The sequence below is a fragment of the Pseudomonas sp. 14P5.3.2 genome (assembly GCF_057799175.1).
The window spans coordinates 74,205-95,913 of sequence record NZ_JBYOKU010000024.1 but is presented as its reverse complement, the minus strand read 5'-3'; the positions used below and the strand labels follow the sequence as shown (position 1 = coordinate 95,913).

18 protein-coding genes and 1 pseudogene are annotated in these 21,709 nt (G+C 61.0%); 10 read left to right on the top strand and 9 right to left on the bottom strand.

The features are described from left to right. Positions 1-58: 58 nt before the first annotated feature. Positions 59-544 carry a YajQ family cyclic di-GMP-binding protein gene (locus AC27VU_RS19325; RefSeq protein WP_003227548.1) on the bottom strand — a complete coding sequence of 162 codons (486 nt, stop codon included), beginning with the start codon at positions 542-544 and terminating at the stop codon, positions 59-61. Between the two features lie 140 nt (positions 545-684). Between AC27VU_RS19325 and AC27VU_RS19320 the strand changes: the two genes are divergently transcribed. Genes AC27VU_RS19320 through AC27VU_RS19310 form a run of 3 tightly spaced genes read left to right on the top strand, consistent with a single transcriptional unit; the run spans position 685 to position 4,272 of the window. Then, positions 685-1,602: a putative 2-dehydropantoate 2-reductase gene (locus tag AC27VU_RS19320; RefSeq protein ID WP_488724687.1), complete on the top strand. Its 918-nt coding sequence runs from the start codon at positions 685-687 to the stop codon at positions 1,600-1,602. Positions 1,603-1,647: 45 nt separating this feature from the next. After that, complete coding sequence (locus AC27VU_RS19315; RefSeq protein ID WP_488724686.1) at positions 1,648-3,684, top strand: sensor histidine kinase; 2,037 nt, start codon at positions 1,648-1,650, stop codon at positions 3,682-3,684. Between the two features lie 3 nt (positions 3,685-3,687). After that, positions 3,688-4,272 carry a cob(I)yrinic acid a,c-diamide adenosyltransferase gene (locus tag AC27VU_RS19310; protein ID WP_488724685.1) on the top strand — a complete coding sequence of 195 codons (585 nt, stop codon included), beginning with the start codon at positions 3,688-3,690 and terminating at the stop codon, positions 4,270-4,272. A gap of 113 nt (positions 4,273-4,385) precedes the next feature. Here the strand turns inward: AC27VU_RS19310 and AC27VU_RS19305 are convergent, their stop codons facing one another. The 4 genes from AC27VU_RS19305 to secA all read right to left on the bottom strand — a co-directional run bounded on the left by AC27VU_RS19305 (position 4,386) and on the right by secA (position 10,337). Further along, on the bottom strand, positions 4,386-5,333 hold the full coding sequence (locus AC27VU_RS19305) for a Nudix family hydrolase (RefSeq protein WP_488724684.1): 948 nt from the start codon (positions 5,331-5,333) through the stop codon (positions 4,386-4,388). Further along, positions 5,330-5,962, bottom strand: a complete 633-nt coding sequence (locus AC27VU_RS19300; protein WP_400497839.1) for a glutathione S-transferase family protein — start codon at positions 5,960-5,962, stop codon at positions 5,330-5,332. Before AC27VU_RS19300 ends, AC27VU_RS19305 begins: the two co-directional genes overlap by 4 nt. 287 nt (positions 5,963-6,249) lie before the next feature. Further along, a complete protein-coding gene (argJ, locus tag AC27VU_RS19295; protein ID WP_103485167.1) occupies positions 6,250-7,467 on the bottom strand; it encodes a bifunctional glutamate N-acetyltransferase/amino-acid acetyltransferase ArgJ in 1,218 nt (405 codons plus the stop codon). 134 nt (positions 7,468-7,601) lie between these two features. Beyond that, a complete protein-coding gene (secA, locus tag AC27VU_RS19290; RefSeq protein ID WP_488724683.1) occupies positions 7,602-10,337 on the bottom strand; it encodes a preprotein translocase subunit SecA in 2,736 nt (911 codons plus the stop codon). Between the two features lie 307 nt (positions 10,338-10,644). Between secA and AC27VU_RS19285 the strand changes: the two genes are divergently transcribed. Further along, positions 10,645-11,100 carry a DUF721 domain-containing protein gene (locus AC27VU_RS19285; protein WP_488724682.1) on the top strand — a complete coding sequence of 152 codons (456 nt, stop codon included), beginning with the start codon at positions 10,645-10,647 and terminating at the stop codon, positions 11,098-11,100. Between the two features lie 127 nt (positions 11,101-11,227). Here AC27VU_RS19285 and AC27VU_RS19280 read toward each other — a convergent pair whose 3' ends face one another. Further along, a complete protein-coding gene (locus tag AC27VU_RS19280) occupies positions 11,228-12,715 on the bottom strand; it encodes a helicase HerA-like domain-containing protein (RefSeq protein ID WP_488724681.1) in 1,488 nt (495 codons plus the stop codon). Between the two features lie 186 nt (positions 12,716-12,901). Between AC27VU_RS19280 and AC27VU_RS19275 the strand changes: the two are divergent. From AC27VU_RS19275 to gpgF, 5 genes and pseudogenes are all read left to right on the top strand, one after another. Then, positions 12,902-13,933, top strand: a pseudogene (locus AC27VU_RS19275) (HAMP domain-containing protein); the annotation flags it as partial. A gap of 93 nt (positions 13,934-14,026) precedes the next feature. Next, the gene (locus AC27VU_RS19270) at positions 14,027-14,791 is read left to right on the top strand and encodes a methyl-accepting chemotaxis protein (RefSeq protein ID WP_371043227.1); all 765 of its coding nucleotides are present in this window, start codon (positions 14,027-14,029) and stop codon (positions 14,789-14,791) included. A 613-nt stretch (positions 14,792-15,404) separates the two neighbouring features. Continuing rightward, complete coding sequence (gene gpgS, locus AC27VU_RS19265; protein WP_488724680.1) at positions 15,405-16,517, top strand: N-acetylglucosaminyl phosphatidylglycerol synthase; 1,113 nt, start codon at positions 15,405-15,407, stop codon at positions 16,515-16,517. Beyond that, a complete protein-coding gene (gpgD, locus tag AC27VU_RS19260) occupies positions 16,510-17,286 on the top strand; it encodes an N-acetylglucosaminyl phosphatidylglycerol deacetylase (protein WP_262143638.1) in 777 nt (258 codons plus the stop codon). Before gpgS ends, gpgD begins: the two co-directional genes overlap by 8 nt. After that, positions 17,283-18,281, top strand: a complete 999-nt coding sequence (gpgF, locus tag AC27VU_RS19255) for a glucosaminyl phosphatidylglycerol flippase (RefSeq protein WP_488724679.1) — start codon at positions 17,283-17,285, stop codon at positions 18,279-18,281. The genes gpgD and gpgF overlap by 4 nt, the downstream gene beginning before the upstream one ends. On the opposite strand, the gene AC27VU_RS19250 is transcribed toward gpgF, so the two are convergent. Further along, entirely contained in the window at positions 18,265-18,441 is a 177-nt protein-coding gene (locus AC27VU_RS19250; protein WP_177434683.1) for a hypothetical protein, read from the bottom strand. The genes gpgF and AC27VU_RS19250 overlap by 17 nt on opposite strands. 88 nt (positions 18,442-18,529) lie before the next feature. Further along, positions 18,530-19,378: a formyltetrahydrofolate deformylase gene (purU, locus tag AC27VU_RS19245; RefSeq protein WP_003227580.1), complete on the bottom strand. Its 849-nt coding sequence runs from the start codon at positions 19,376-19,378 to the stop codon at positions 18,530-18,532. Between the two features lie 338 nt (positions 19,379-19,716). On the opposite strand from purU, the gene mvaT reads away from it, so the two are divergent. Then, on the top strand, positions 19,717-20,094 hold the full coding sequence (gene mvaT, locus AC27VU_RS19240) for a histone-like nucleoid-structuring protein MvaT (RefSeq protein ID WP_003227581.1): 378 nt from the start codon (positions 19,717-19,719) through the stop codon (positions 20,092-20,094). Positions 20,095-20,197: 103 nt separating this feature from the next. On the opposite strand, the gene sbcB is transcribed toward mvaT, so the two are convergent. Beyond that, positions 20,198-21,628 carry an exodeoxyribonuclease I gene (sbcB, locus tag AC27VU_RS19235; RefSeq protein ID WP_103521043.1) on the bottom strand — a complete coding sequence of 477 codons (1,431 nt, stop codon included), beginning with the start codon at positions 21,626-21,628 and terminating at the stop codon, positions 20,198-20,200. Positions 21,629-21,709: the final 81 nt, after the last annotated feature.

Here is a 21,709-nt window from a genome sequence, read left to right as displayed (position 1 = left end):
CTCCCCAACCCCCCCTTTTCCACACACAAACCCCGCTCCCACAGCCATCTGACCGGACTTAGTCGCGGAAGTTGTTGAACTGCAATGGCATGCCGAATTCCTTGGCGCGCAGGGCCGCAATGGCTTCCTGCAGGTCATCGCGCTTCTTGCCGGTCACACGCACCTGCTCGCCCTGAATGGCGGCCTGTACCTTGAGCTTGGCGTCCTTGATGTGAGCGACGATCTTCTTCGCCAGCTCCTTGTCGATGCCTTCCTTGAGGATCGCGTCCTGCTTCATCAGCTTGCCCGACGCGTAAGCGTCTTTTACTTCAAGGCACTGCACATCGATCTTGCGCTTGGTCAGGGCCAGCTTCAGGATCTCGATCATCGCTTCCAGCTGGAACCCGGCTTCAGCGGTCAGGTTGACGGTCAGGTCCTTTTCCTTGAACTCGAAGCTGCCTTTGCCTTTCAGGTCATAGCGACGATCGAGTTCCTTCACGGCGTTCTCGACCGCGTTGGTCAGCTCGTGTTTGTCCAGTTCGGATACCACGTCGAACGACGGCATGTAGTCTCTCCAATAAAAAGGCGCGCTCGATCAGGATGGAGCGCGCTTGGCTTGCGGTTAAAATCCGGCTCATTATAACGGGTCTTTTCCCACCGATACGGCGAGCCTTGCATGCCAGTACCTTACCGAGTGAAAAACTGATGTCCACCCCCTGGCACGTTCTCGGCGCCGGCAGCCTCGGCACCCTGTGGGCCACGCGTCTGGCCCGGGCCGGGCTGCCGGTGCGGCTGATCGTGCGGGATGCCGAGCGCCTGCGCAGCTATCAGGCGGCCGGCGGTCTGACGCTGGTCGAACACGGCGCAGCCACGACCTATGCCGTCCCCGCGCAAACGGTGGACGACCCGGAGCCGATCCGCCGCCTGCTGGTCGCCTGCAAGGCCTATGACGCCGAAAGCGCCGTCGCCCGCCTCGCCCCGCGCCTGAGCGCAGATGCCGAGCTGATCCTGCTGCAGAACGGCCTCGGCAGCCAAGACGCCGTCGCAGCGCAGGTACCGCAGGCACGCTGCATCAGCGCCTCCAGCACCGAAGGCGCGTTCCGCGACGGCGACTGGCGCGTGGTGTTTGCCGGCCACGGTTTCACCTGGCTGGGCGATGCCAGCCATCCGGTAGCGCCAATCTGGCTGGACGATCTTGATGCGGCGAAAATCCCCCATGAGTGGAGCACCGACATCCTCACCCGGCTGTGGCGCAAACTGGCGCTCAATTGCGCGATCAATCCGCTGACCGTGCTCCACGATTGCCGTAACGGCGGGCTGGAGCAGCATCAATGCGAAGTCGCCACGCTGTGCAACGAGCTGGCCGAGTTGCTCGAGCACTGCGGTCAACCGGCCGCGGCGGTCAATCTGCAACAGGAAGTCGAGCGGGTGATCCACGCCACCGCAGCCAATTACTCGTCGATGTATCAGGACGTGGCGAACCAGCGCCGCACCGAAATCAGTTACCTGCTGGGCCACGCCTGCAAAGTCGCCGCCCGTCACCAGTTGAACCTGCCACACCTCAATCAATTGCAGCAGCGTCTGGTCAGCCATCTGCACAGCCTTGGATTGCCCAGCGACTGAGCAGCGGCTACGCTGCCCACTTGTTCCTTTGCCGTGATAAACCTGATGCCATTGCGCCAGCGCCTTGAAAACCTGCCGGTCGGCCAGAAACTGCTGGCCGCCCTGCTGGTGTTACTGACCACCGTCCTGCTGGTCGCCAACCTGACCTTTATCAGCGCCGCCTATTACATCTCCCAGGAAAGCATGGCGCCACAGGCCCTGCAGACCATAGGCCGACTGGTGTCCAACCCGAGCCTGGTGTCGCAAGCCCTCGAGTCGCCGCAAAGCGCCGAACGCCTGCTCAAGGAACTCGACAGTTATTCGCCGCTGCGCGCAGCGGCTTTGTACGACGGCAAGGGTGACCGGATCGCCCAGGTGCAGCGTGGCGAAAAACTCAATCTGCCGGAGCGCTTTCGACACGTCGAAGCCTGGCAACTCACCGAGTTTCGCAGCAACCAATTGATCACCCTGCCCCGCCCCGGCACCGCGCCTGGGCATCTGCTGCTGGTCGCCAGCAGTGAACTGCCGATGGCGTTCTACACCGGTACCCTGACCGCCAGTCTCGGCATCCTGATTTTCAGTGTGCTGCTGTGGCTGGTGATTGCGCGGCAGATCAAACGCCTGATCACCCGCCCGATCCATGAGCTGGAAGAACTGTCGCGGCAGGTCACTCGCGAAGAGAACTACTCCCTGCGCGCCTCGCGCGGTAACCACGACGAGATCGGCAGCCTCGCCGAAGCGTTCAACACCATGCTCTCGCGCATCGAAGCCCGCGAGCAGCAGCTCAAGCGCGCCCGCGACGACTCGCAAGCCGCCTACGATCAGGCTCAGGGTCTGGCCGAGGAAACCCGTCACACCAACCGCAAGCTGGAACTGGAAGTCCAGGTGCGCAGCAAGATCGAGAAGAAGCTCACCGGTTTCCAGAACTACCTCAACAGCATCATCGACTCCATGCCCTCGGCGCTGATCGCCCTCGACGAGCAGCTCTACGTGACCCAATGGAACCAGGAGGCCAGCGCCCTCTCCGGGACGCGCCTGGATGAGGCGCTGAACCAACCGATCTTCCTCGCCTTCGAACCGCTCAAGCCGTTTCTGCCACAACTGAAGCAAACGGTCGAAGAACACACCGTGGCGAAGATCGAACGGGTGACCTGGTTCAAGGATGACGAACCCAAGCACTATGCGCTGACCTTTTACCCGCTGATGGGCGGTGCCGGGCGCGGTGTGGTGATCCGTATCGACGACATCACCCAGCGCCTGTCGCTGGAAGAAATGATGGTGCAGTCGGAAAAAATGCTTTCGGTCGGTGGCCTCGCCGCCGGCATGGCCCATGAGATCAACAACCCGCTGGGCGCGATCCTGCACAACGTGCAGAACATTCGCCGGCGGCTGTCGGCGGATCTGCCGAAGAACCTCGAAACCGCCGAACAGCTCGGCATCGAACTGGACACGGTCAACCGTTACCTGCAAAGCCGCGAAGTACCGAAATTGCTAGACGGCATCCAGCAGGCCGGCGCCCGCGCGGCAAAAATCGTCACCCACATGCTCAGTTTCAGCCGCCGCAGCACCCGGCAAATGGCCCCGTGCGATTTGCCCGCGCTGATCGATCAGGCTGTAGAAATTGCTGGCAACGACTTCGATCTGGCGATCGGTTTCGACTTCAAGGGCCAGGCGATCATCCGCCAGTTCGACCCGGCGCTCGGCCCGGTGCCGGGCACCGCCAACGAACTGGAACAAGTGCTGCTCAATCTGTTGAAAAACGCCGCGCAAGCCATTCACCAGCGCGAGGACGACAGCGAGCCGGGGCGGATCATTTTGCGCACCAAACTGAACCCGCCATGGGCCGAGATTCAGGTCGAGGACAACGGCATCGGCATGAGCGAGAGCGTGCGCAAGCGCACCTTCGAGCCATTCTTTACCACCAAGGAAATCGGCCAGGGCACCGGCCTTGGGCTGTCGGTGTCGTACTTCATCATCACCAACAACCACAAGGGCCAGATGGAAGTGCAATCGGCGCCCGGTCAGGGCACCTGTTTCACCCTGCGCCTGCCGCTGGCACAACCGGCAGCCATTGCCGCCGAAACCAATCAACTACAGAGGTAACCCATGGGCTTTCGCTTGTCGAAGATCTACACCCGCACTGGCGATACCGGCGAAACCGGCCTCGGCGATGGCCGCCGCGTGCCCAAGGATCACCCGCGCATCGAAGCGATTGGCGAGGTCGATACGCTCAACAGTCAGGTCGGCGTGCTGCTGGCCGGGCTGATCGCCGAGCGCGAGGCGTTTCCGGGATTGAATGAGCTGATCGATGTGCTCGCGCCTTGCCAGCACCGCTTGTTCGACCTGGGGGGTGAGCTGGCAATGCCGCAATATCAGGCGCTGAACGCGGCGGAAATCGAGCGCCTGGAAGCGGCGATTGATGTGTGGAACGAGGAATTGGGGCCGCTGGAGAATTTCATTCTGCCCGGCGGTTCGCTGCTGATTGCCCAGGCCCATGTGTGCCGCAGTCTGGCGCGCAGTGCCGAGCGCCGTTGTCAGCATTTGAACGCGATCGAGCCGTTGGCCGGGGTTGGTCTGGCGTATATCAATCGGTTGTCGGATATGTTGTTTGTGGCAGCGCGGTTGATTGCGCGGCGGCAGGGGGTGGCGGAGATTTTGTGGCAACCGGCGGTGAAGCCTTTAGAAATCTAGCGCCTGAACGGACGCCTTCGCGAGCAAGCCCGCTCCCACAGTTGACCGCGTTACTTCAGTTGGAACGCGGTCAACTGTAGGAGTGAGCCTGCTCGCGATGAGGCCGGTAGCCTTTAAACAGAATCAGGCCAGAACGCCCGAATCCCCGCCACACCCTGAGCCCCAACACTCCAAGCCTTCTCGCGCTCCGCCGGAGCAACGCCGCCAAGCAAGAACACCGGCTTGCCAAAGCCCTCGATCAACGTCGAAGCCTGCTCCCAGCCCAACGGCTGCGCATCCGGGTGGGTCAAGGTCGGCTGAACCGGCGACAGCGTGACGAAATCCACGCCCATCTGCTCGGCCAGCGCCAGCTCTTCCGCGTTATGGCAGGACGCCGCCAACCAGCGCTCTGCCGGTAACGGCCGGCCCGCTGCGGCGTATTTGCGCAATTGCGCGGCGGTGATGTGCCAACCGGCGGACGGGAAATCGCCGAGCCATTCGAACGGCCCCTTGATCATCAACTGCGCCTTGCCGGCGCAGAGGCCGACGGCATCCACCGCCAGATCGCGGTATTTGGGGTCATAGCCGTTCGGCGCGCGCAACTGGATCAGCTTGATCCCGCCAGCAATCGCCTTCTGGATCCCGCGCAGCAAGGCCGGGGCTTCCAGATCTTCCGGGGTGATCAGGTATTCAGCGGGCAGGCGCGCTGCAGCAACGATCGGCTGATTGGCTGCCGGAAACTCATAGTTCAGCAGATCCTTGGCGGTTACCCAGGCCAGTGGCTGACCCTCGGCACCGTGTGGCTCACCGGTAAACCGGGAGACCTCCCAGACATCCAGCAACACCTGTTTGTCCGGGTAATCGTGGCGAACCTTGATCAGTGGACGAGCCGCGCCGACAACAATGCCCAGCTCTTCCTGCAGCTCGCGAGCCAAGGCGCTTTCGACGGATTCGTCAGCCTCGACCTTGCCGCCGGGAAACTCCCACAGGCCACCCTGATGCTGGGTGTCGGCGCGGCGGGCGATGAGGATTTTGCCGCTGTCGTCACGAATGACGGCAGCCGCGACGTGTACGCGTTTCACGGATTCAACTCCTCCAGTCCAGCCTTTTGCCACGCCTTGAAGGCGGGCCATTGGTAGACGGTTTCAACATAGGCTTGATCAACCGCCGGCAACTGCACCTGGTAGGTACGCAGACGCACGGCAATCGGTGCGAAGAACGCGTCAGCCAGACTCACTCGGCCAAACAGATACGGCCCAGGCTCAGTGGCCGCCGCGCGGCATTCGGCCCACAGCGCGAGCATGCGCTCGATATCGACCTTCACCTCTGGCGGCACCGGGTTGAGCGGTGCGTCGTGGCTCAGGTTGAACGGCATGTGATTGCGCATGGCGAAAAAGCCACTGTGCATCTGCGCGCAGGCGGATCGCGCCTGGGCACGGGCATAAACATCGCTCGGCCAGAGCTGCTCGGACGGAAACTGCTCGGCCAGGTATTCGGCGATCGCCAGAGAGTCGGCAATGGTGCCGCGAGAGGTTTGCAGCAGCGGCACCTTGGCCGTCGGCGAATGTTTGAGCAGCCGCTCGCGGGTGTCGGGCTTGCCGAGCTTGATCAGTTCTTCGGTGTAGGGAGCGCCGGTCAGTTCCAGCGCCAGGGCGGCGCGCAGGGACCAGGAGGACAGCAGTTTGTCGCCGATGATCAGGTGCAGGGACATGGTGTGGCGCCTTTTCGTCAGTGGAAAGCTTCAAGACTTGTAGTGACTGGACCGACGCGTTCGCGGGCAAGCCCGCTCCCACAGTAGTTTCGGTCGTTCACAAAGGTTGTGTACACCTGAAAACCCTGTGGGAGCGGGCTTGCTCGCGAAGAGGCCGGCACATTCAACATTGATATTGCCAGACACAACGCCATCGCGAGCAGGCTCACTCCTACAGGGGATCCGAGTCGTTCACTAATCTACTGCAGGAGCGAGCCTGCTCGCGATGGCGGCGACCCGGTCTTGGATCAGGTGCGGTACTCGGCGTTGATCTTCACATACTCATGCGACAGGTCGGTGGTCCAGATGGTTTCGCTGCAATCGCCGCGACCCAGCTCGATACGGATGGTGATCTCTTCCTGCTGCATCACCGCCGAGCCTTGCGCTTCAGTGTAGGTCGCTGCGCGCGCGCCACGGCTGGCAATACATACATCGCCGAGGAACACGTCGATCTTGCTCACGTCCAGGTTCGGTACACCGGCACGGCCGACAGCGGCGAGAATACGGCCCCAGTTCGGGTCGGAGGCGAACAGCGCGGTCTTGATCAGCGGCGAGTGGGCCACGGTGTAACCGACGTCGAGGCATTCCTGATGATTGCCACCGCCGTTGACTTCAACGGTGACGAACTTGGTCGCGCCTTCGCCGTCACGCACGATGGCCTGGGCCACGTCCATGCACACTTCGAACACCGCCTGCTTCAGCTTGTTGAACAGCTCGCCTTCAGCGCGGGTGATTTCCGGCAGCGCAGCCTTGCCGGTGGCAATCAGCATGCAGCAGTCGTTGGTCGAAGTGTCGCCGTCGATGGTGATGCGGTTGAACGACTTGTTCGCACCGTCGAGCATCAGATTGTGCAGCACATCGCGGGAGACTTTGGCGTCGGTAGCGATGTAGCCGAGCATGGTCGCCATGTTCGGGCGGATCATGCCTGCACCTTTGCTGATACCGGTGACGGTGATGGTCACGCCGTCATGCTGGAACTGGCGGCTGGCACCCTTGGGCAGGGTGTCGGTGGTCATGATGCCGGTGGCGGCCGCTGCCCAGTTGTTTTCCGACAGGTCATCCAGTGCGGCCTGCAGTGCGCCTTCGATCTTCTCGACCGGCAGTGGCTCGCCGATCACGCCGGTGGAGTACGGCAGGATCTGGCTGGCATCGACACCGGTCAGCTCGGCGAGTCTGGCGGTGGTGCGCTCGGCAGCCGCCAGGCCCGGCTCACCGGTACCGGCGTTGGCGTTACCGGTGTTGGTCAGCAAGTAACGCACGTCGTTCTGCACACGTTTTTTCGCCAGGATCACCGGCGCGGCGCAAAAGGCGTTCAACGTGAACACACCGGCCACGGTCGAACCCTCGGCGCAGCGCATCACTACCACATCCTTGCGCCCAGGGCGCTTGATGCCGGCCGAGGCAATACCGAGTTCAAAACCGGCAACCGGGTGCAACGTTGGCAAAGGACCAAGACCAACAGCCATGAATGCGCTCCTTACTCAATGATGTCAGCACCGCTTCCTGCTGTTTTCGACAAGAAGGCGGCGGATTAAATGGCAAAACGCCGCGACGGCAGAAGCCGGTCGCGGCGCGGGTATTTCAGCGATTGAAACGGGGTTTACTGTATCTGCCCGTGGCAATGCTTGAATTTCTTGCCCGAACCGCAGTAGCACAGTTCGTTGCGGCCCAGCTTCTGCTCGTTGCGAACCGGAGCGGTGGCGAGGGCCACATAGACCTCTTCACCCAACACTTCCGGTTGATCCAGACCAGGGGCCTCGGCGTGTTCGAACTGCATGCGGGCGGCCAGTGCTTCGGCTTCCTGACGCAGGCGTTGCTCTTCGGCTTCCGGATCTTCGCGGCGAACCTGAACGTGCGACAGCACACGGATCGAGTCGCGCTTGATCGAATCCAGCAGCTCGGAGAACAGCGTGAACGACTCGCGCTTGTATTCCTGCTTCGGGTTCTTCTGGGCGTAGCCACGCAGGTGGATGCCGTGACGCAGGTGATCCATGGTCGACAGGTGGTCTTTCCACAGGTCGTCGAGAACGCGCAGGACGATCTGCTTCTCGAACGAGCGCAGTGCTTCGGCACCGGCCTGATCTTCTTTCTCGTTGTACGCGGCAATCAGCTCGGCCATCAGCTTCTCGCGCAGGGTTTCTTCGTACAGGTGATCGTCTTCGTCGAGCCACTGCTGGATCGGCAGTTTCACCCCGAAATCGCTGGCAATCGTCGCTTCCAGACCGGCCACGTCCCACTGCTCTGGCAGCGATTGCGGCGGAATGTGTGCGCTGACGGTGGCGTTGAGCACGTCCTGACGGAAGTCGGCGATGGTTTCACCGATGTTGTCGGCGGCCAGCAACGTGTTGCGCATGTGATAGATCACTTTACGCTGCTCGTTGTTGACGTCGTCGAACTCGAGCAGTTGCTTGCGAATGTCGAAGTTGCGACCTTCAACCTTGCGCTGCGCCTTCTCGATCGCGTTGGTCACCATGCGGTGCTCGATCGCTTCGCCCGGCTGCATGCCCAGGGCTTTCATGAAGTTCTTCACCCGGTCAGAGGCGAAGATGCGCATCAGGCTGTCTTCCAGCGACAGGTAGAAGCGGCTGGAACCGGCGTCGCCCTGACGACCGGCACGGCCACGCAGCTGGTTGTCGATACGACGGGATTCGTGACGCTCGGAGGCAATGACCTGCAGACCGCCGGACTCCAGCACTTGCTGGTGACGCTTCTGCCAGTCGGCCTTGATCTGGGCGATCTGCTCGGGGCTCGGGTTTTCCAGCGCCGCGACTTCCACTTCCCAGTTACCGCCCAGCAGGATGTCGGTACCACGACCGGCCATGTTGGTGGCGATGGTCAGGGCGCCCGGACGACCGGCTTGCGCGATGATCTCGGCTTCTTTTTCGTGGAACTTGGCGTTCAGTACCTTGTGCTCGATGCCTTCCTTGTTGAGCAGGTTGGACACGTGCTCGGAAGTTTCGATGGTCGCGGTACCCACCAGGATCGGACGGCCCTGGGCCATGCCTTCCTTGATGTCGTTGATGATCGCCGCGTATTTCTCTTCGGCGGTCAGGAACACCAGGTCGTTGTAGTCTTTACGCGCCAACGGCTTGTTCGGCGGAATGACCATGACCTGCAGGCCATAGATCTGGTGGAATTCGAACGCTTCGGTGTCGGCGGTACCGGTCATGCCGGACAGCTTGGTGTACAGACGGAAGTAGTTCTGGAACGTGGTCGAGGCCAGGGTCTGGCTCTCGGCCTGAATGTTCAGACCTTCCTTGGCTTCGATGGCCTGGTGCAGGCCTTCGGACAGACGACGACCCGGCATGGTACGACCGGTGTGTTCGTCGACCAGTACGACCTGGCCGTCCTGCACGATGTATTCGACGTTGCGATGGAACAGCTTGTGCGCACGCAGACCCGAGTAGACGTGGGTCAGCAGGCCCAGGTTATGCGCCGAGTACAGGCTCTCGCCTTCGGCCAGCAGGCCGACGCCGGTGAGCATTTCTTCGATGAACTGGTGACCGGCTTCGTTGAGTTCGACCTGACGGGTCTTCTCGTCGATGGTGTAGTGACCGGCCTTGGTGACCTGGCCTTCGACTTCTTCCACATGCAGTTCCAGCTGCGGGATCAGTTTGTTGATCTCCATGTACAGCTTGGAACTGTCCTCGGCCTGACCGGAAATGATCAGCGGGGTACGGGCTTCGTCGATGAGGATGGAGTCGACTTCGTCGATCACGGCAAAATTGAGTTCGCGCTGGAATTTCTCTTCCATGCTGAACGCCATGTTGTCGCGCAGGTAGTCGAACCCGAATTCGTTGTTGGTACCGTAGGTGATGTCGGCAGCGTAGGCGGCGCGCTTTTCTTCCGGCGGCTGGAACGGCGTCACGACGCCGACGGTCAGGCCGAGGAATTCGTAGAGCGGACGCATCCAGTTGGCGTCACGGCGGGCCAGGTAGTCGTTCACGGTCACAACGTGCACGCCCTTGCCGGACAGCGCGTTGAGGTAAACGCCCAGGGTTGCCACGAGGGTTTTACCCTCACCGGTACGCATTTCGGCAATCATGCCTTCATGCAAGGTCATGCCGCCGATCAACTGGACGTCGAAGTGGCGCATGCCCATGACGCGCTTGCCCGCTTCACGGGCGACCGCGAAGGCTTCAGGCAACAGCTTGTCGAGGGATTCCCCTTTGGCGATACGGGCCTTGAACTCATTGGTCTTGGCGCGCAATTGATCGTCCGAAAGGGCCACCATTTGCTCTTCGAAGGCATTGACGAGCTGCACCGTCTTGAGCATGCGTTTGACTTCACGCTCGTTCTTGCTTCCAAAAAGTTTCTTTAACAAAGGCGCAAACATATCGGCAGGATCTTCCACACTAAAGGGATGGAGGGCGGCCCCGTGAGTCGCCCGTGCAGCCCTCATGGCCGCATGCGAACGAGCATTCTACCCGGAAACGGTGGTGAGGAAAGTGGCGATATTCCACGATGCTGGCACTGCGCTTTGACGGGGCTCACTTAAAATAAGGGCGTTTTGCTCAACTTCAACCCATCAAGGGACGAAGTTAGTCGTTGATTTAATGGGTAAAGCAGGGACAAAAGCAATGGGCGAGTGGTTCCGTTGCTTTCTGCTACCATGGCGCTTCTGTTACTTCAGGTGTTCGAACATGGCATTTCGCCCCCTTACAGCCAGGGCACCCGCCGCTCTGCTTCGCGAAGCCAAACCCCTCAAGGCTCTGCTCGGCCACGCCCAACGCCTGGGGCATCTGCAGCGCCTGCTCGAAAGCCAACTGCAACCTGCCGCCCGCGAACATTGCCACGTGGCCAAGTGGCGCGAAGGCCAATTGACGCTGGTGGTGACTGACGGGCATTGGGCAACGCGCCTGCGCTACCAGCAAAAACGCCTGCAACGCCAACTGCAACTGTTCGAAGAATTCGCCAACCTGACGCGCATCCAGTTCCGCGTGCAACCGCCGCTGGTAGAGCGCCGGGCAAGCGGACACTCGATGGATCTGTCGACGGATGCCGCGCAGACCATTCAGTCAACGGCGGACGGGATCAGCGATCCCGCTCTGCGTGCGGCACTTGAGCGCCTGGCGGCACACGCCAAAGACAAATCCTGATCTCAATCCAGAAAACTGCCACTTATCCAATGTGGGAGCGGGCTTGCTCGCGAAGGCGTCCTTTCAGTCAACATTATTGTTAACTGGCAGACCGCTTTCGCGAGCAAGCCCGCTCCCACAGTTTCGATCAGCGCCGTTTGCTGCCACCGAGCAACGAGCCCATCAAGCCGCGCACCAGTTGTTTACCCAGATTATTGGCCGCCTGGCGCATCGCCGACTTCAGCGCTTGCCCCGCCGCCGTCCCCAGAAACTCCCCGGCACGATCGGCCAGGCTCGGTTCCTCGGCTGCCGGCTTGCCGGCCGGTGTTTCTGCCGACGGCGCCAGATCCTTGCGGCCCATCAGGATTTCGTACGCCGACTCACGATCGATCGGCTTGTCATAACGGCCCTTGAACGGCGAGCCGGCGATCAGCATCGTGCGCTCGGTTTCGCTCAACGGCCCGATCCGCGATTGCGGCGGTGCCACCAACACCCGCTGGACCATTTCCGGTGTGCCCTTCTCGGCAAGCGTACCGACCAACGCTTCGCCGATGCCGAGCTCCGTCAGCACCGACAAGGTGTCGAACGCCGGATTTGGCCGAAAACCATCCGCCACCGCACGCAGGGATTTCTGTTCCTTGGCGGTGAACGCGCGCAAGCCGTGCTGGATCCGCAGACCGAGTTGCGCCAGCACGCTGTCCGGCAAATCACTCGGCGACTGAGTAACGAAATACACCCCGACGCCCTTGGAGCGGATCAATCGCACTACTTGCTCAAGCCGATCCTGCAACGCCTTGGGTGTATCGCCGAACAACAGGTGCGCCTCATCGAAGAACAGCGCCAGCAGCGGTTTGTCGGCATCGCCGCGCTCTGGTAACTGCTCGAACAACTCGGCCAGCAGCCACAGCAGGAACGTCGCGTAGACCTTCGGCGCTTCGTGGACCAGGCGGCTGGCATCGAGCAAATGAATGCGTCCACGGCCATCGGCGGCCGGTTGCAGAATGTCTTCCAGTTGCAGCGCCGGTTCGCCGAACAAGGCTTCAGCGCCCTGCTGCTCCAGAGTCGCCAGCCGACGCAACAGCGCCTGACTGGAACCGGTGGTCATCAGCGCGGCGTCTTCGCCGAGCAGCTGCGGATTGTCCTTGAGGTGATTGAGCAGCGCCTTGAGGTCTTTCAGGTCCAGCAGCAACAGGCCTTCGCGGTCCGCTACTTTAAAGGCCGCGTACAGCGCGGCCTGCTGGCTGTCTGTCAGCTCCAGCAGGCTGCCGATCAGCAACGGGCCCATTTCACTCAACGTGGTGCGCAACGGATGACCGGATTCGCCGTGAATGTCCCACAGCGTCACCGGATAGGCCTGCGGCTTGTAATCGAGCCAAGGCATGCCGGCGATGCGCTCGGCCACCTTGCCCTGCGGATTGCCGGCAGCGCCCAGGCCACACAGATCGCCCTTGATGTCAGCGGCGAACACCGCGACGCCGGCATCACTGAACGCTTCGGCAAGACGCTGCAAAGTCACGGTCTTGCCGGTCCCGGTCGCACCGGCGATCAGCCCGTGGCGGTTCGCCAGGCGCATGGCCTGAGCAATCGGTTGCCCCGCCAGATCGGCGCCGATAACGAGTTGCGATGTGTCAGGCATTTTGTCACCTATGGTTAATCTTTAATCCGGTATGGCCGATAGATAAAGGCGAGAACCTGACTGAAAAGTCGGTCGGACATTTCCCTAAGGAGAGTCGGAAATATCAGTTTGTTTCACCCTTGCCCATATTGCGCGCCTTTATAAAAGCACGCCCAGGACATTAAGACCTTAGCGGAACCCCAAGCCATGAACAAAAATCTGCGCTTCAGCCATAAAATTTTGCTTGCCGCCGCCCTGATCGTCATCGCCGCTTTCGCCTCGTTCACGCTGTACAACGACTGGCTGCAACGCAACGCGATCCGCGCTGACCTGAACAACTATCTCAACGAGATGGGCGAAGTCACTGCCGATAACATCCAGACCTGGCTCAATGGACGCATTCTGCTGGTCGAGAACGCCGCCCAGAACATCGCCATCAATCCGGAACCCGCCAACGTCGCCAGCCTGCTGGAACAGAAATCCCTGACCTCGACGTTCATGGCCACTTACCTCGGCGATGCCACCGGTCACTTCACCATCCGCCCGGACGTGAAGATGCCGGACGGCTTCGATCCACGGGTGCGCCCTTGGTACAAAGGGGCCGAGAGCAGCAGCGCGTCGACCCTGACCGAACCGTACATCGACGCCGCCACCGGGCAGTTGATCATCTCCATCGCCACCGCCTCGAAAAAGGCCGGCCAGAGCGTTGGCGTGGTGGGCGGTGACCTGAGCCTGCAAACCCTGGTCGACACCCTCACCGCCCGGGACTTCTCCGGCATGGGCTACGCGTTCCTGGTCAGCGCCGACGGCAAGATCCTGGTGCACCCTGACAAGGCACTGGTGATGAAATCACTGAAAGAAGCCTATCCGCAGGACACCCCGCGCATCAGCAGCGACTTCAGTGAAATCACCGTCGATGGCAAGACCCGCATCGTCAGTTTCACCCCGATCAAAGGCCTGCCTTCCGTCAACTGGTACATCGGTCTGTCGGTGGACAAGGACAAAGCCTTCTCGATGCTCAGTGAGTTCCGCACCTCGGCGGTGATTGCCACGGTGATTGCGGTGGTCATCATCATCGCGCTGCTGGGCATGCTGATTCGCCTGCTGATCCAGCCACTGCACGTCATGACCCGCGCCATGGAAGACATCGCCGATGGCGAAGGCGACCTGACCAAGCGCCTGAACATCGTCAATAACGATGAGTTCGGCGTACTGGGAACCGCATTCAACCGTTTCGTCGAGCGTATTCACGGCTCGATCCGCGAAGTGTCGTCGGCCACCGGCCAGGTCAACGAGGTCGCGTTGCGCGTGGTCGCGGCGTCCAACTCGTCGATGTACAACTCCGATCAACAAGCCTCGCGCACCAGCAGCGTCGCCGCCGCGATCAATCAACTGGGCGCCGCCGCCCAGGAAATCGCCCGCAACGCCGCGCAAGCTTCGAACCAGGCCAGTGACGCCCGCGGCCTCGCCGAAGACGGCCAGCAAGTGGTGGATCGCAGCATCAAGGCGATGAACCAACTGTCGAGCATGCTCAGCGCCTCCAGCAGCAACATCGAATCGCTGAACAGCAAAACCGTGAACATCGGGCAGATTCTGGAAGTGATCACCAGCATCTCCCAGCAGACCAACCTGCTGGCGCTCAACGCCGCGATCGAAGCGGCGCGGGCCGGTGAGGCCGGACGCGGCTTTGCCGTGGTCGCCGACGAAGTGCGCAACCTGGCGCACCGCACCCAGGAATCGGCGCAGCAGGTGCAGACCATGATCGAGGAGCTGCAGGTCGGCGCCCGTGAATCGGTGAGCACCATGAGCGACAGTCAGCGCCACAGCCAGGACAGCGTGGAAATCGCCAACCTCGCCGGCGAACGCCTCAACAGCGTGACCCAGCGCATCGGCGAAATCGACGGGATGAACCAGTCGGTAGCGACCGCGACCGAGGAGCAGACCGCGGTGGTCGAGTCGATCAACGTCGACATCACCGAGATCAACACGCTGAACCAGGAAGGCGTCGAGAACCTTCAGGCGACCTTGCGCGCGTGCTCGGATCTGGAACAGCAGGCTTCGCGTCTGAAGCAGTTGGTCGGTAGCTTCAGAATTTAAGGCGCTGCCACTGGCCTCTTCGCGAGCAAGCCCGCTCCCACATTGGATCTTCGGTGTTCACACATTGTGAGTTCCACCAAAAACCACTGTGGGAGCGGGCTTGCTCGCGAAGGCGTCCTGTCAAACACCACAACCCCTCCCTGACACTCCCCCCCCCGCGCATATCGCCTACAACACCCTGTTCTCCCACATTGGATCTGTGTCGTTTGCAGATCCCTGTGGGAGCGAGCCTGCTCGCGAAGGCGTCCTGTCAAACACCACAACCCCTCCCTGACACTCCCCCCGCGCATATCACCTACAACACCCTGTTCTCCCACATTGGATCTGTGTCGTTTGCAGATCCCCGTGGGAGCGAGCTTGCTCGCGAAGGCGTCCTGTCAAACACCACAACCCCTCCCTGACACTCCCCCCGCGCATATCACCTACAACACCCTGTTCTCCCACATTGGATCTGTGTCGTTTGCAGATCCCCGTGGGAGCGAGCTTGCTCGCGAAGGCGTCCTGTCAAACACCACAACCCCTCCCTGACACTCCCCCCGCGCAATCCCGACCGAACATCTATTCTGGATAAAGGTCAACCAAGGGAGAGCAACACAGCGGAGGGTTCGTCATTGTGCACATCGCCGACATCACCATGTTCTACGCCCCGGCCAGCGGCGGCGTACGCACCTATCTGGACGCCAAGCATCGTCGGCTGGGCGTCAAACCGGGCATTCGCCACAGCCTGCTGATCCCCGGCGCGCACTTTAGTGAACACGATGGCGTCTACACGGTGCCCGCGCCTGCACTGCCGTTTGGCAAAGGCTATCGCTTCCCGCTGCGTCTGGCGCCGTGGCGCAATGTCCTGCAGGATTTGCAGCCCGATCTGATCGAAGTCGGCGACCCGTACCTGACTGCCTGGGCAGCGCTGGATGCACGGCGCCAACTGGATGTGCCGGTGATCGGCTTTTATCACTCGGATCTGCCGCTGTTGGTCAGCAACCGCATGGGCCATTGGGTCACGCCGAATGTCGAGGCGTATGTCACCAAACTCTACGGCAATTTCGACCGGGTGCTGGCGCCGAGCCAGGTCATGGCCGACAAACTCACCGGGCTGGGGGTGCGCAATGTCTTTGTGCAGCCACTGGGGGTGGATCTGCAAACCTTTCACCCCGACGCCCGCGACAACGGTCTGCGCGCCGAACTGGGGATTGCCGAAGACACCCGTCTGCTGATCTTTGCCGGGCGCGGCTCCAAAGAGAAGAACCTGCCGGTGCTGCTCAAATGCATGCGACGCCTCGGCCCGCGCTATCACCTGTTGCTGGTCGGCTCATCGATGCCCGCCGTGGTCCCGGACAATGTCAGCGTGATCGACGGGTTCTGCCCGGCCGCCACCGTGGCGCGATTAATGGCCAGCGCCGACGCCCTGCTGCATGCCGGCGATCAGGAAACCTTCGGTCTGGTGATCCTCGAAGCCATGGCCTGCGGGATTCCGGTGGTCGCAGTGGCGGCCGGGGCGTTCGAGGAAATCGTCAACCAGGACTGCGGCTTGCTGTGCGCACCGAACAACCCACAAGCCATGGCCAATGCCGTGCGCGAATTGTTCAGTCGCGGCTGCGTGAAACTCGGCCAGCAGGCGCGGCAACACGTCGAAAGGCATTATTCCTGGGACAGTGTGGTCGACAGCCTGCTCGGTCATTATCACGCGGTCCTCGGCCATTCCTGGCCTCGGGTGGCCAATGGCTGATCCCCTGAACCGCCGCGCCGTATTGCTGGTGCTGCACGACGTAGCACCGTCGACGTGGGCGGATTATCAGCCATTCGTCGAAGCCGTCGATGCGCTGGGCGGCGTGCCGATGACCTGGCTGGTGGTACCGAATTTCCATGGGCGCGATGCTCTTGAAGCGCATCCGGCGTTCTGTCGCAGGCTCGGCGAGCGGGTGGCCCGTGGCGATGAACTGGCCTTGCACGGTTTTTACCATGACGACCGCGAGCCGGCACCGACCACGCCCCGCGACTGGTTCATGCGCCGGATCTACACCCACGAAGGCGAGTTCTATCACCTGTCCCGCGAAGCCGCGCTTGCGCGACTGCGTGCCGGTATCGAGTTGTTCCAGCGCTACGACTGGCCGTTACACGGTTTCGTCGCCCCGGCCTGGCTGATGAGCGAGGGTACGCGCCAGGCCTTGCGCGAGTTGCCGTTGCACTACACCAGCGATCCGCAGCATCTTTATTGCCTGCCGGATTTCACCTCGATCGATGCTCCCGGTCTGGTGTGGAGCGCCCGCAGTGCCTGGCGTCGTGGCCTGTCGAAAGTCCTCAGCGACCAACGCGAGCAGCGCTGGCGTCAGGCCCCGGTGATTCGCCTCGGCCTGCACCCGGTGGATATGCGCTACCGTTACTCGCGAAACTACTGGCTGCAAACCCTCAAACGCCTGCTCGCCGAAGGACGCGTGCCGATGACCAAGATTGACTGGCTGGCGCAACAGCGCGGGCAACTCGGGCACGCCGCATGAGCCGCGGCATTCTGTTGTTGATCGGCCTGCTCGCGGCGCTGCTGATTCCGCTGCTGCTCGGTGGCAATGAAATCTGGTCGCGCCTGCAAAGCTTTCCGCTGCCATGGCTGCTGGTGCTGTTCGGCATGATCCTGCTCTGCTGGGGTATCAACACCCTGCGCTTGCGGCTGTTACTGGGCGATCAACGTGATCGCGTCTCACCGCTGAAGAGTCTCGGGGTGGTGATGGCCGCCGAGTTTGCCTATTGCGCCACCCCCGGTGGCAGCGGCGGCCCGCTGACCATCATGGCCCTGCTGGCCCGTTGCGGCGTGCGCCCGGCGCGGGGCAGCGCGGTGTTTGCGATGGATCAGTTGAGCGATCTGCTGTTCTTTCTCTGCGCCTTGAGCGCGATTCTGATCTACGCGCTGTTCCAGCACCTGAGCGATCGTATGGAATGGCTGCTGATGGTCAGTGCCGTGTCGTTATTCGGCGGCCTGATCGGTTGTGCACTGTTGGCGCGCTATCATCGCGCGCTGATTCGCCTGAGCGGGCGCCTGTTGGCCCGCATGAACGTCGAACACAGCACTCGCCGACGCTGGGCGCGCAAGCTCTTGCACTTTCTTGCAGCGTTCACCGATACCCTGAAATTGCCGTGGCAGACCTTGAGCAAAGTGTTTGCGTTGACGTGCGTGCATTGGCTGCTGCGTTACAGCGTGCTGTATCTGGCGCTGCGCGGGCTGGGTGCGGACTTGCAGTGGGCCTGGAGCTTTCTGGTGCAGCTGCTGTCGCTGGGTGCGGGCCAGTTCACGCTGTTGCCGGGTGGCGCAGGCGCGGCGGAATTGACCTCGGCGGCACTGCTGGCGCCCATGGTCGGCAAATCCACAGCGGCGGCGGCAATCCTGATCTGGCGGGTAGTGACGTTCTATTTCTATCTGCTGGTGGGTGGCCCGGTGTTTGTGCTGATGCTGGGACGACCGTTGCTCAAGAAATTGATGAAGGTCAGACAGGCTTCTTAGGTTCGTCCAGCTGTTCTTTCATTTGCTCCCATAACTCGGCAGCCCCGGGAAACTCTGTCCCGTCCTCCGGCGTCATGTCTTCGGGATCATACCTGCTCAAACACCCCTCACCCACGGTGGCCGGCGCTTTGGAAGTGGCTTTGTCCAGTGGATCGCTCATGGGCAGTTCCTCAGGGATGAAATGAAAAAGGGTCTGGGCGATTGAACGCCCAGACCCTTGATTTTTCAACCGCAGACTTTCAGACCGATCAGAACACCACGGTCTTGTTGCCGTGCACCAGCACGCGGTCTTCGAGGTGATAGCGCAGACCACGGGCCAACACCATCTTCTCGACGTCACGGCCGAAACGCACCATGTCTTCGATGCTGTCGCTGTGGCTGACGCGTACCACGTCCTGCTCGATGATCGGGCCGGCATCCAGCTCTTCGGTCACGTAGTGGCAAGTCGCGCCGATCAGCTTCACGCCGCGCAGCGACGCCTGATGGTACGGCTTGGCACCGACGAACGACGGCAGGAAGCTGTGGTGAATGTTGATCACCTTGTGTGCGTATTCGCGGCACAGCGCCGGCGGCAGGATCTGCATGTAACGCGCCAGCACCACCACTTCGGCGTCGTGCTGCTTGACCAGACGCGACACCTCGGCGAAGGCCGGCTCCTTGTCCTGCGGATTGACCGGGACATGGTAATAAGGAATGCCGTGCCACTCGACCATGCTGCGCAGGTCATTGTGGTTGGAAATCACGCAGGAGATTTCGCAATCGAGCTCGTCGCTGTGCCAGCGGTGCAGCAAGTCGGCCAGGCAGTGGGATTCGCGGCTGGCCATCAGCACTACGCGTTTCTTCTGTTCGGTATCGGTAATGCGCCAGTCCATCGAGAACTCTTCGGCGATCGGCGCAAACTTCTCGCGCAGTACTTCAATACCGAACGGCAGCGAATCGGCGCGGATCTCGTGACGCATGAAGAACCAGCCGTTCTGATTATCCGAGTGGTGGCTCGCTTCGGTGATCCAACCGTTGTGGGATGCCAGAAAGTTACTGACTTTGGCAACGATGCCAACGCGGTCAGGGCAGGAAATCACCAACCGAAAGGTGCGCATGGGGGAAAAACTCCAGAACTTCGCAAAGGCGGCCATTCTAGCGACTGTGCGCGGAAACTGCAGTATTGATGACCGATTCCCCGGAGACGGCGCGACTCAAGGCGTCCGATCGTCCGGCGCGCCAATGTGATGGCACTGCCGTGACGCTGTTCGAGCAGATAATTGTGAATAATCGTGATGAATGCATCACATTATTTAAATGACCATTCAATTTACCGGTTATTTCACGTAACTAATTCAAATAAAAAATCCGGTTAAATGTTTACTTGATGAAACAGCCTGACTATTATTGCGGCACTGTCCCCTGCCATTCAACACATCCGCATAAGGTAGTTACCATGTCCTTGATCAACGAATATCGCGCCACCGAAGAAGCAATCAAAGAGCTGCAAGCCCGTTTGAAGAACCTGTCGCAAGACGACAAACTGCAAGCCGAGCTGGAATTCGAAGGCAAACTGCGCACCCTGATGGGCGAATACTCCAAGTCCCTGCGCGACATCATCGCCCTGCTGGATCCGGAATCGAAAACCAAAGGTACCCGTGGCGCCGCAGTAAAAACTACCGGCACCAAGCGCGCGCGCAAAGTTAAACAATACAAAAACCCGCACAACGGTGAAGTCATCGAAACCAAAGGTGGCAACCACAAGACTCTGAAAGAGTGGAAAGCCAAGTGGGGCGGTGACGTGGTTGAAGGCTGGGCTACCCTGCTGGGCTAAGCCGCAACGCCTGCCGCAGACTGATTCTGCGGCCCATGAAAAACGCCAGCATACGCTGGCGTTTTTTTATGCCCGGCATTTCATGGGCACACTATGTTCGATTTCAAAGATTCAAACGTTTGCGCAATGCCTCGACATAATTCTGCCACTCATTGAGCACTTGATTCTGTATCGGCGTAGCACTAAGCGCCCATTGCTGCGCGGCCTCGGCAAAAGATTGCAGGGTATTAGGCGCGCCCATTTGCGGCTCGGACAAACGCTGCTGACAGAATATTCTCCAGCGTTCTTGCTCCTCGGAATTCAACGTATCGGGAAAGTTGCGTGCGCGATATCGAAAGAGTAATTCCGGCAGACGTTCATCATCGAACGGCCAGTGTTCTTGCGCTAATTGTGCCGGATCCGCCGTCCTCACTTGCTCACATAGACGCCGGTCACGATCACCGATAAATCCATCGTACAACTGCTGTTCCGGATCTTCGCTCGGCGTGAAGTCTTCGCTGGCGTAAATCGCCGCGACTTTATCTTTCCAAACTTGTTGTGCGTCACTTAGCCGCAGCGCACGTGCCTGATACAGCGCCATGTCCAGGCCCAGGCGCTGCTGATCGTCGGCGCGCAACACCGACAACGGCGCCACCACCGGGCAGCGATTGATGTGAATCAGTTTCAGCGGCACCGGCAGTTCACCTTCGGCGAGGTCGTCGCGGCGGGTGTACAGTCGCTGGCGCAGGGTTTCGGCGTCCAGATCCAGCAAGCCTTGCGGATCAAGGTGCAGGTCACAGACGATCAGCGCATTGCGATTGCGCGGATGCCAGGCCAATGGCAGCACCACACCGACATAGTGCCGCGCCGCCGAAAAGCGTCCGGAGATATGCACCAGCGGTTGCAACAGACGAATCTGATCCATGACCTTCTGCTTGCTGCGCAGTTGAAACAGCCAGTCATACAACTTCGGCTGTTTCTCGCGGATCAACCGCGCCAGCGCGATGGTGGCGCGCACGTCCGACAGCGCTTCGTGCGCATGCCCATGGTCGATATGGTTGGCGGCCGTCAGACGTTCGAGCTTGAGGGTGACCTTGCCTTCGTCATCGGTCGGCCAGACCAGGCCATCCGGGCGCAACGCATACGCGGCGCGCACCACATCGATCAGGTCCCAGCGACTGTTGCCGCCCTGCCACTCGCGGGCATACGGGTCGAAGAAGTTGCGGTACAGGCTGTAGCGGGTCATCTCGTCGTCGAAACGCAAGGTGTTGTAACCCGCGCCGCAAGTGCCGGGCGCCGCCAGTTGTGCATGCACACGGGTCATGAAATCGGCTTCGCTCAGACCGTGCTCGGCGAGTTGCCCCGGGGTAATGCCGGTGATCGCGCAGGCCGCCGGGTGCGGCAGGATGTCTTCGCTGGGCTGGCAGTAGAGGTTGACCGGTTCGTCGATTTCATTGAGGTCGTGGTCGGTGCGAATCCCGGCGACCTGCAGCGGGCGGTCGTTGCGCGGATTGATGCCGGTGGTTTCGTAGTCGTACCAGAAGATTGAAGTCACGGGCGGTTCCTGAACTGAAGATCGGCAAAGTCTAGGCGTTGAACCCGCATCGCGGCCAGCGCTGTGTCATTCAACCCGCGC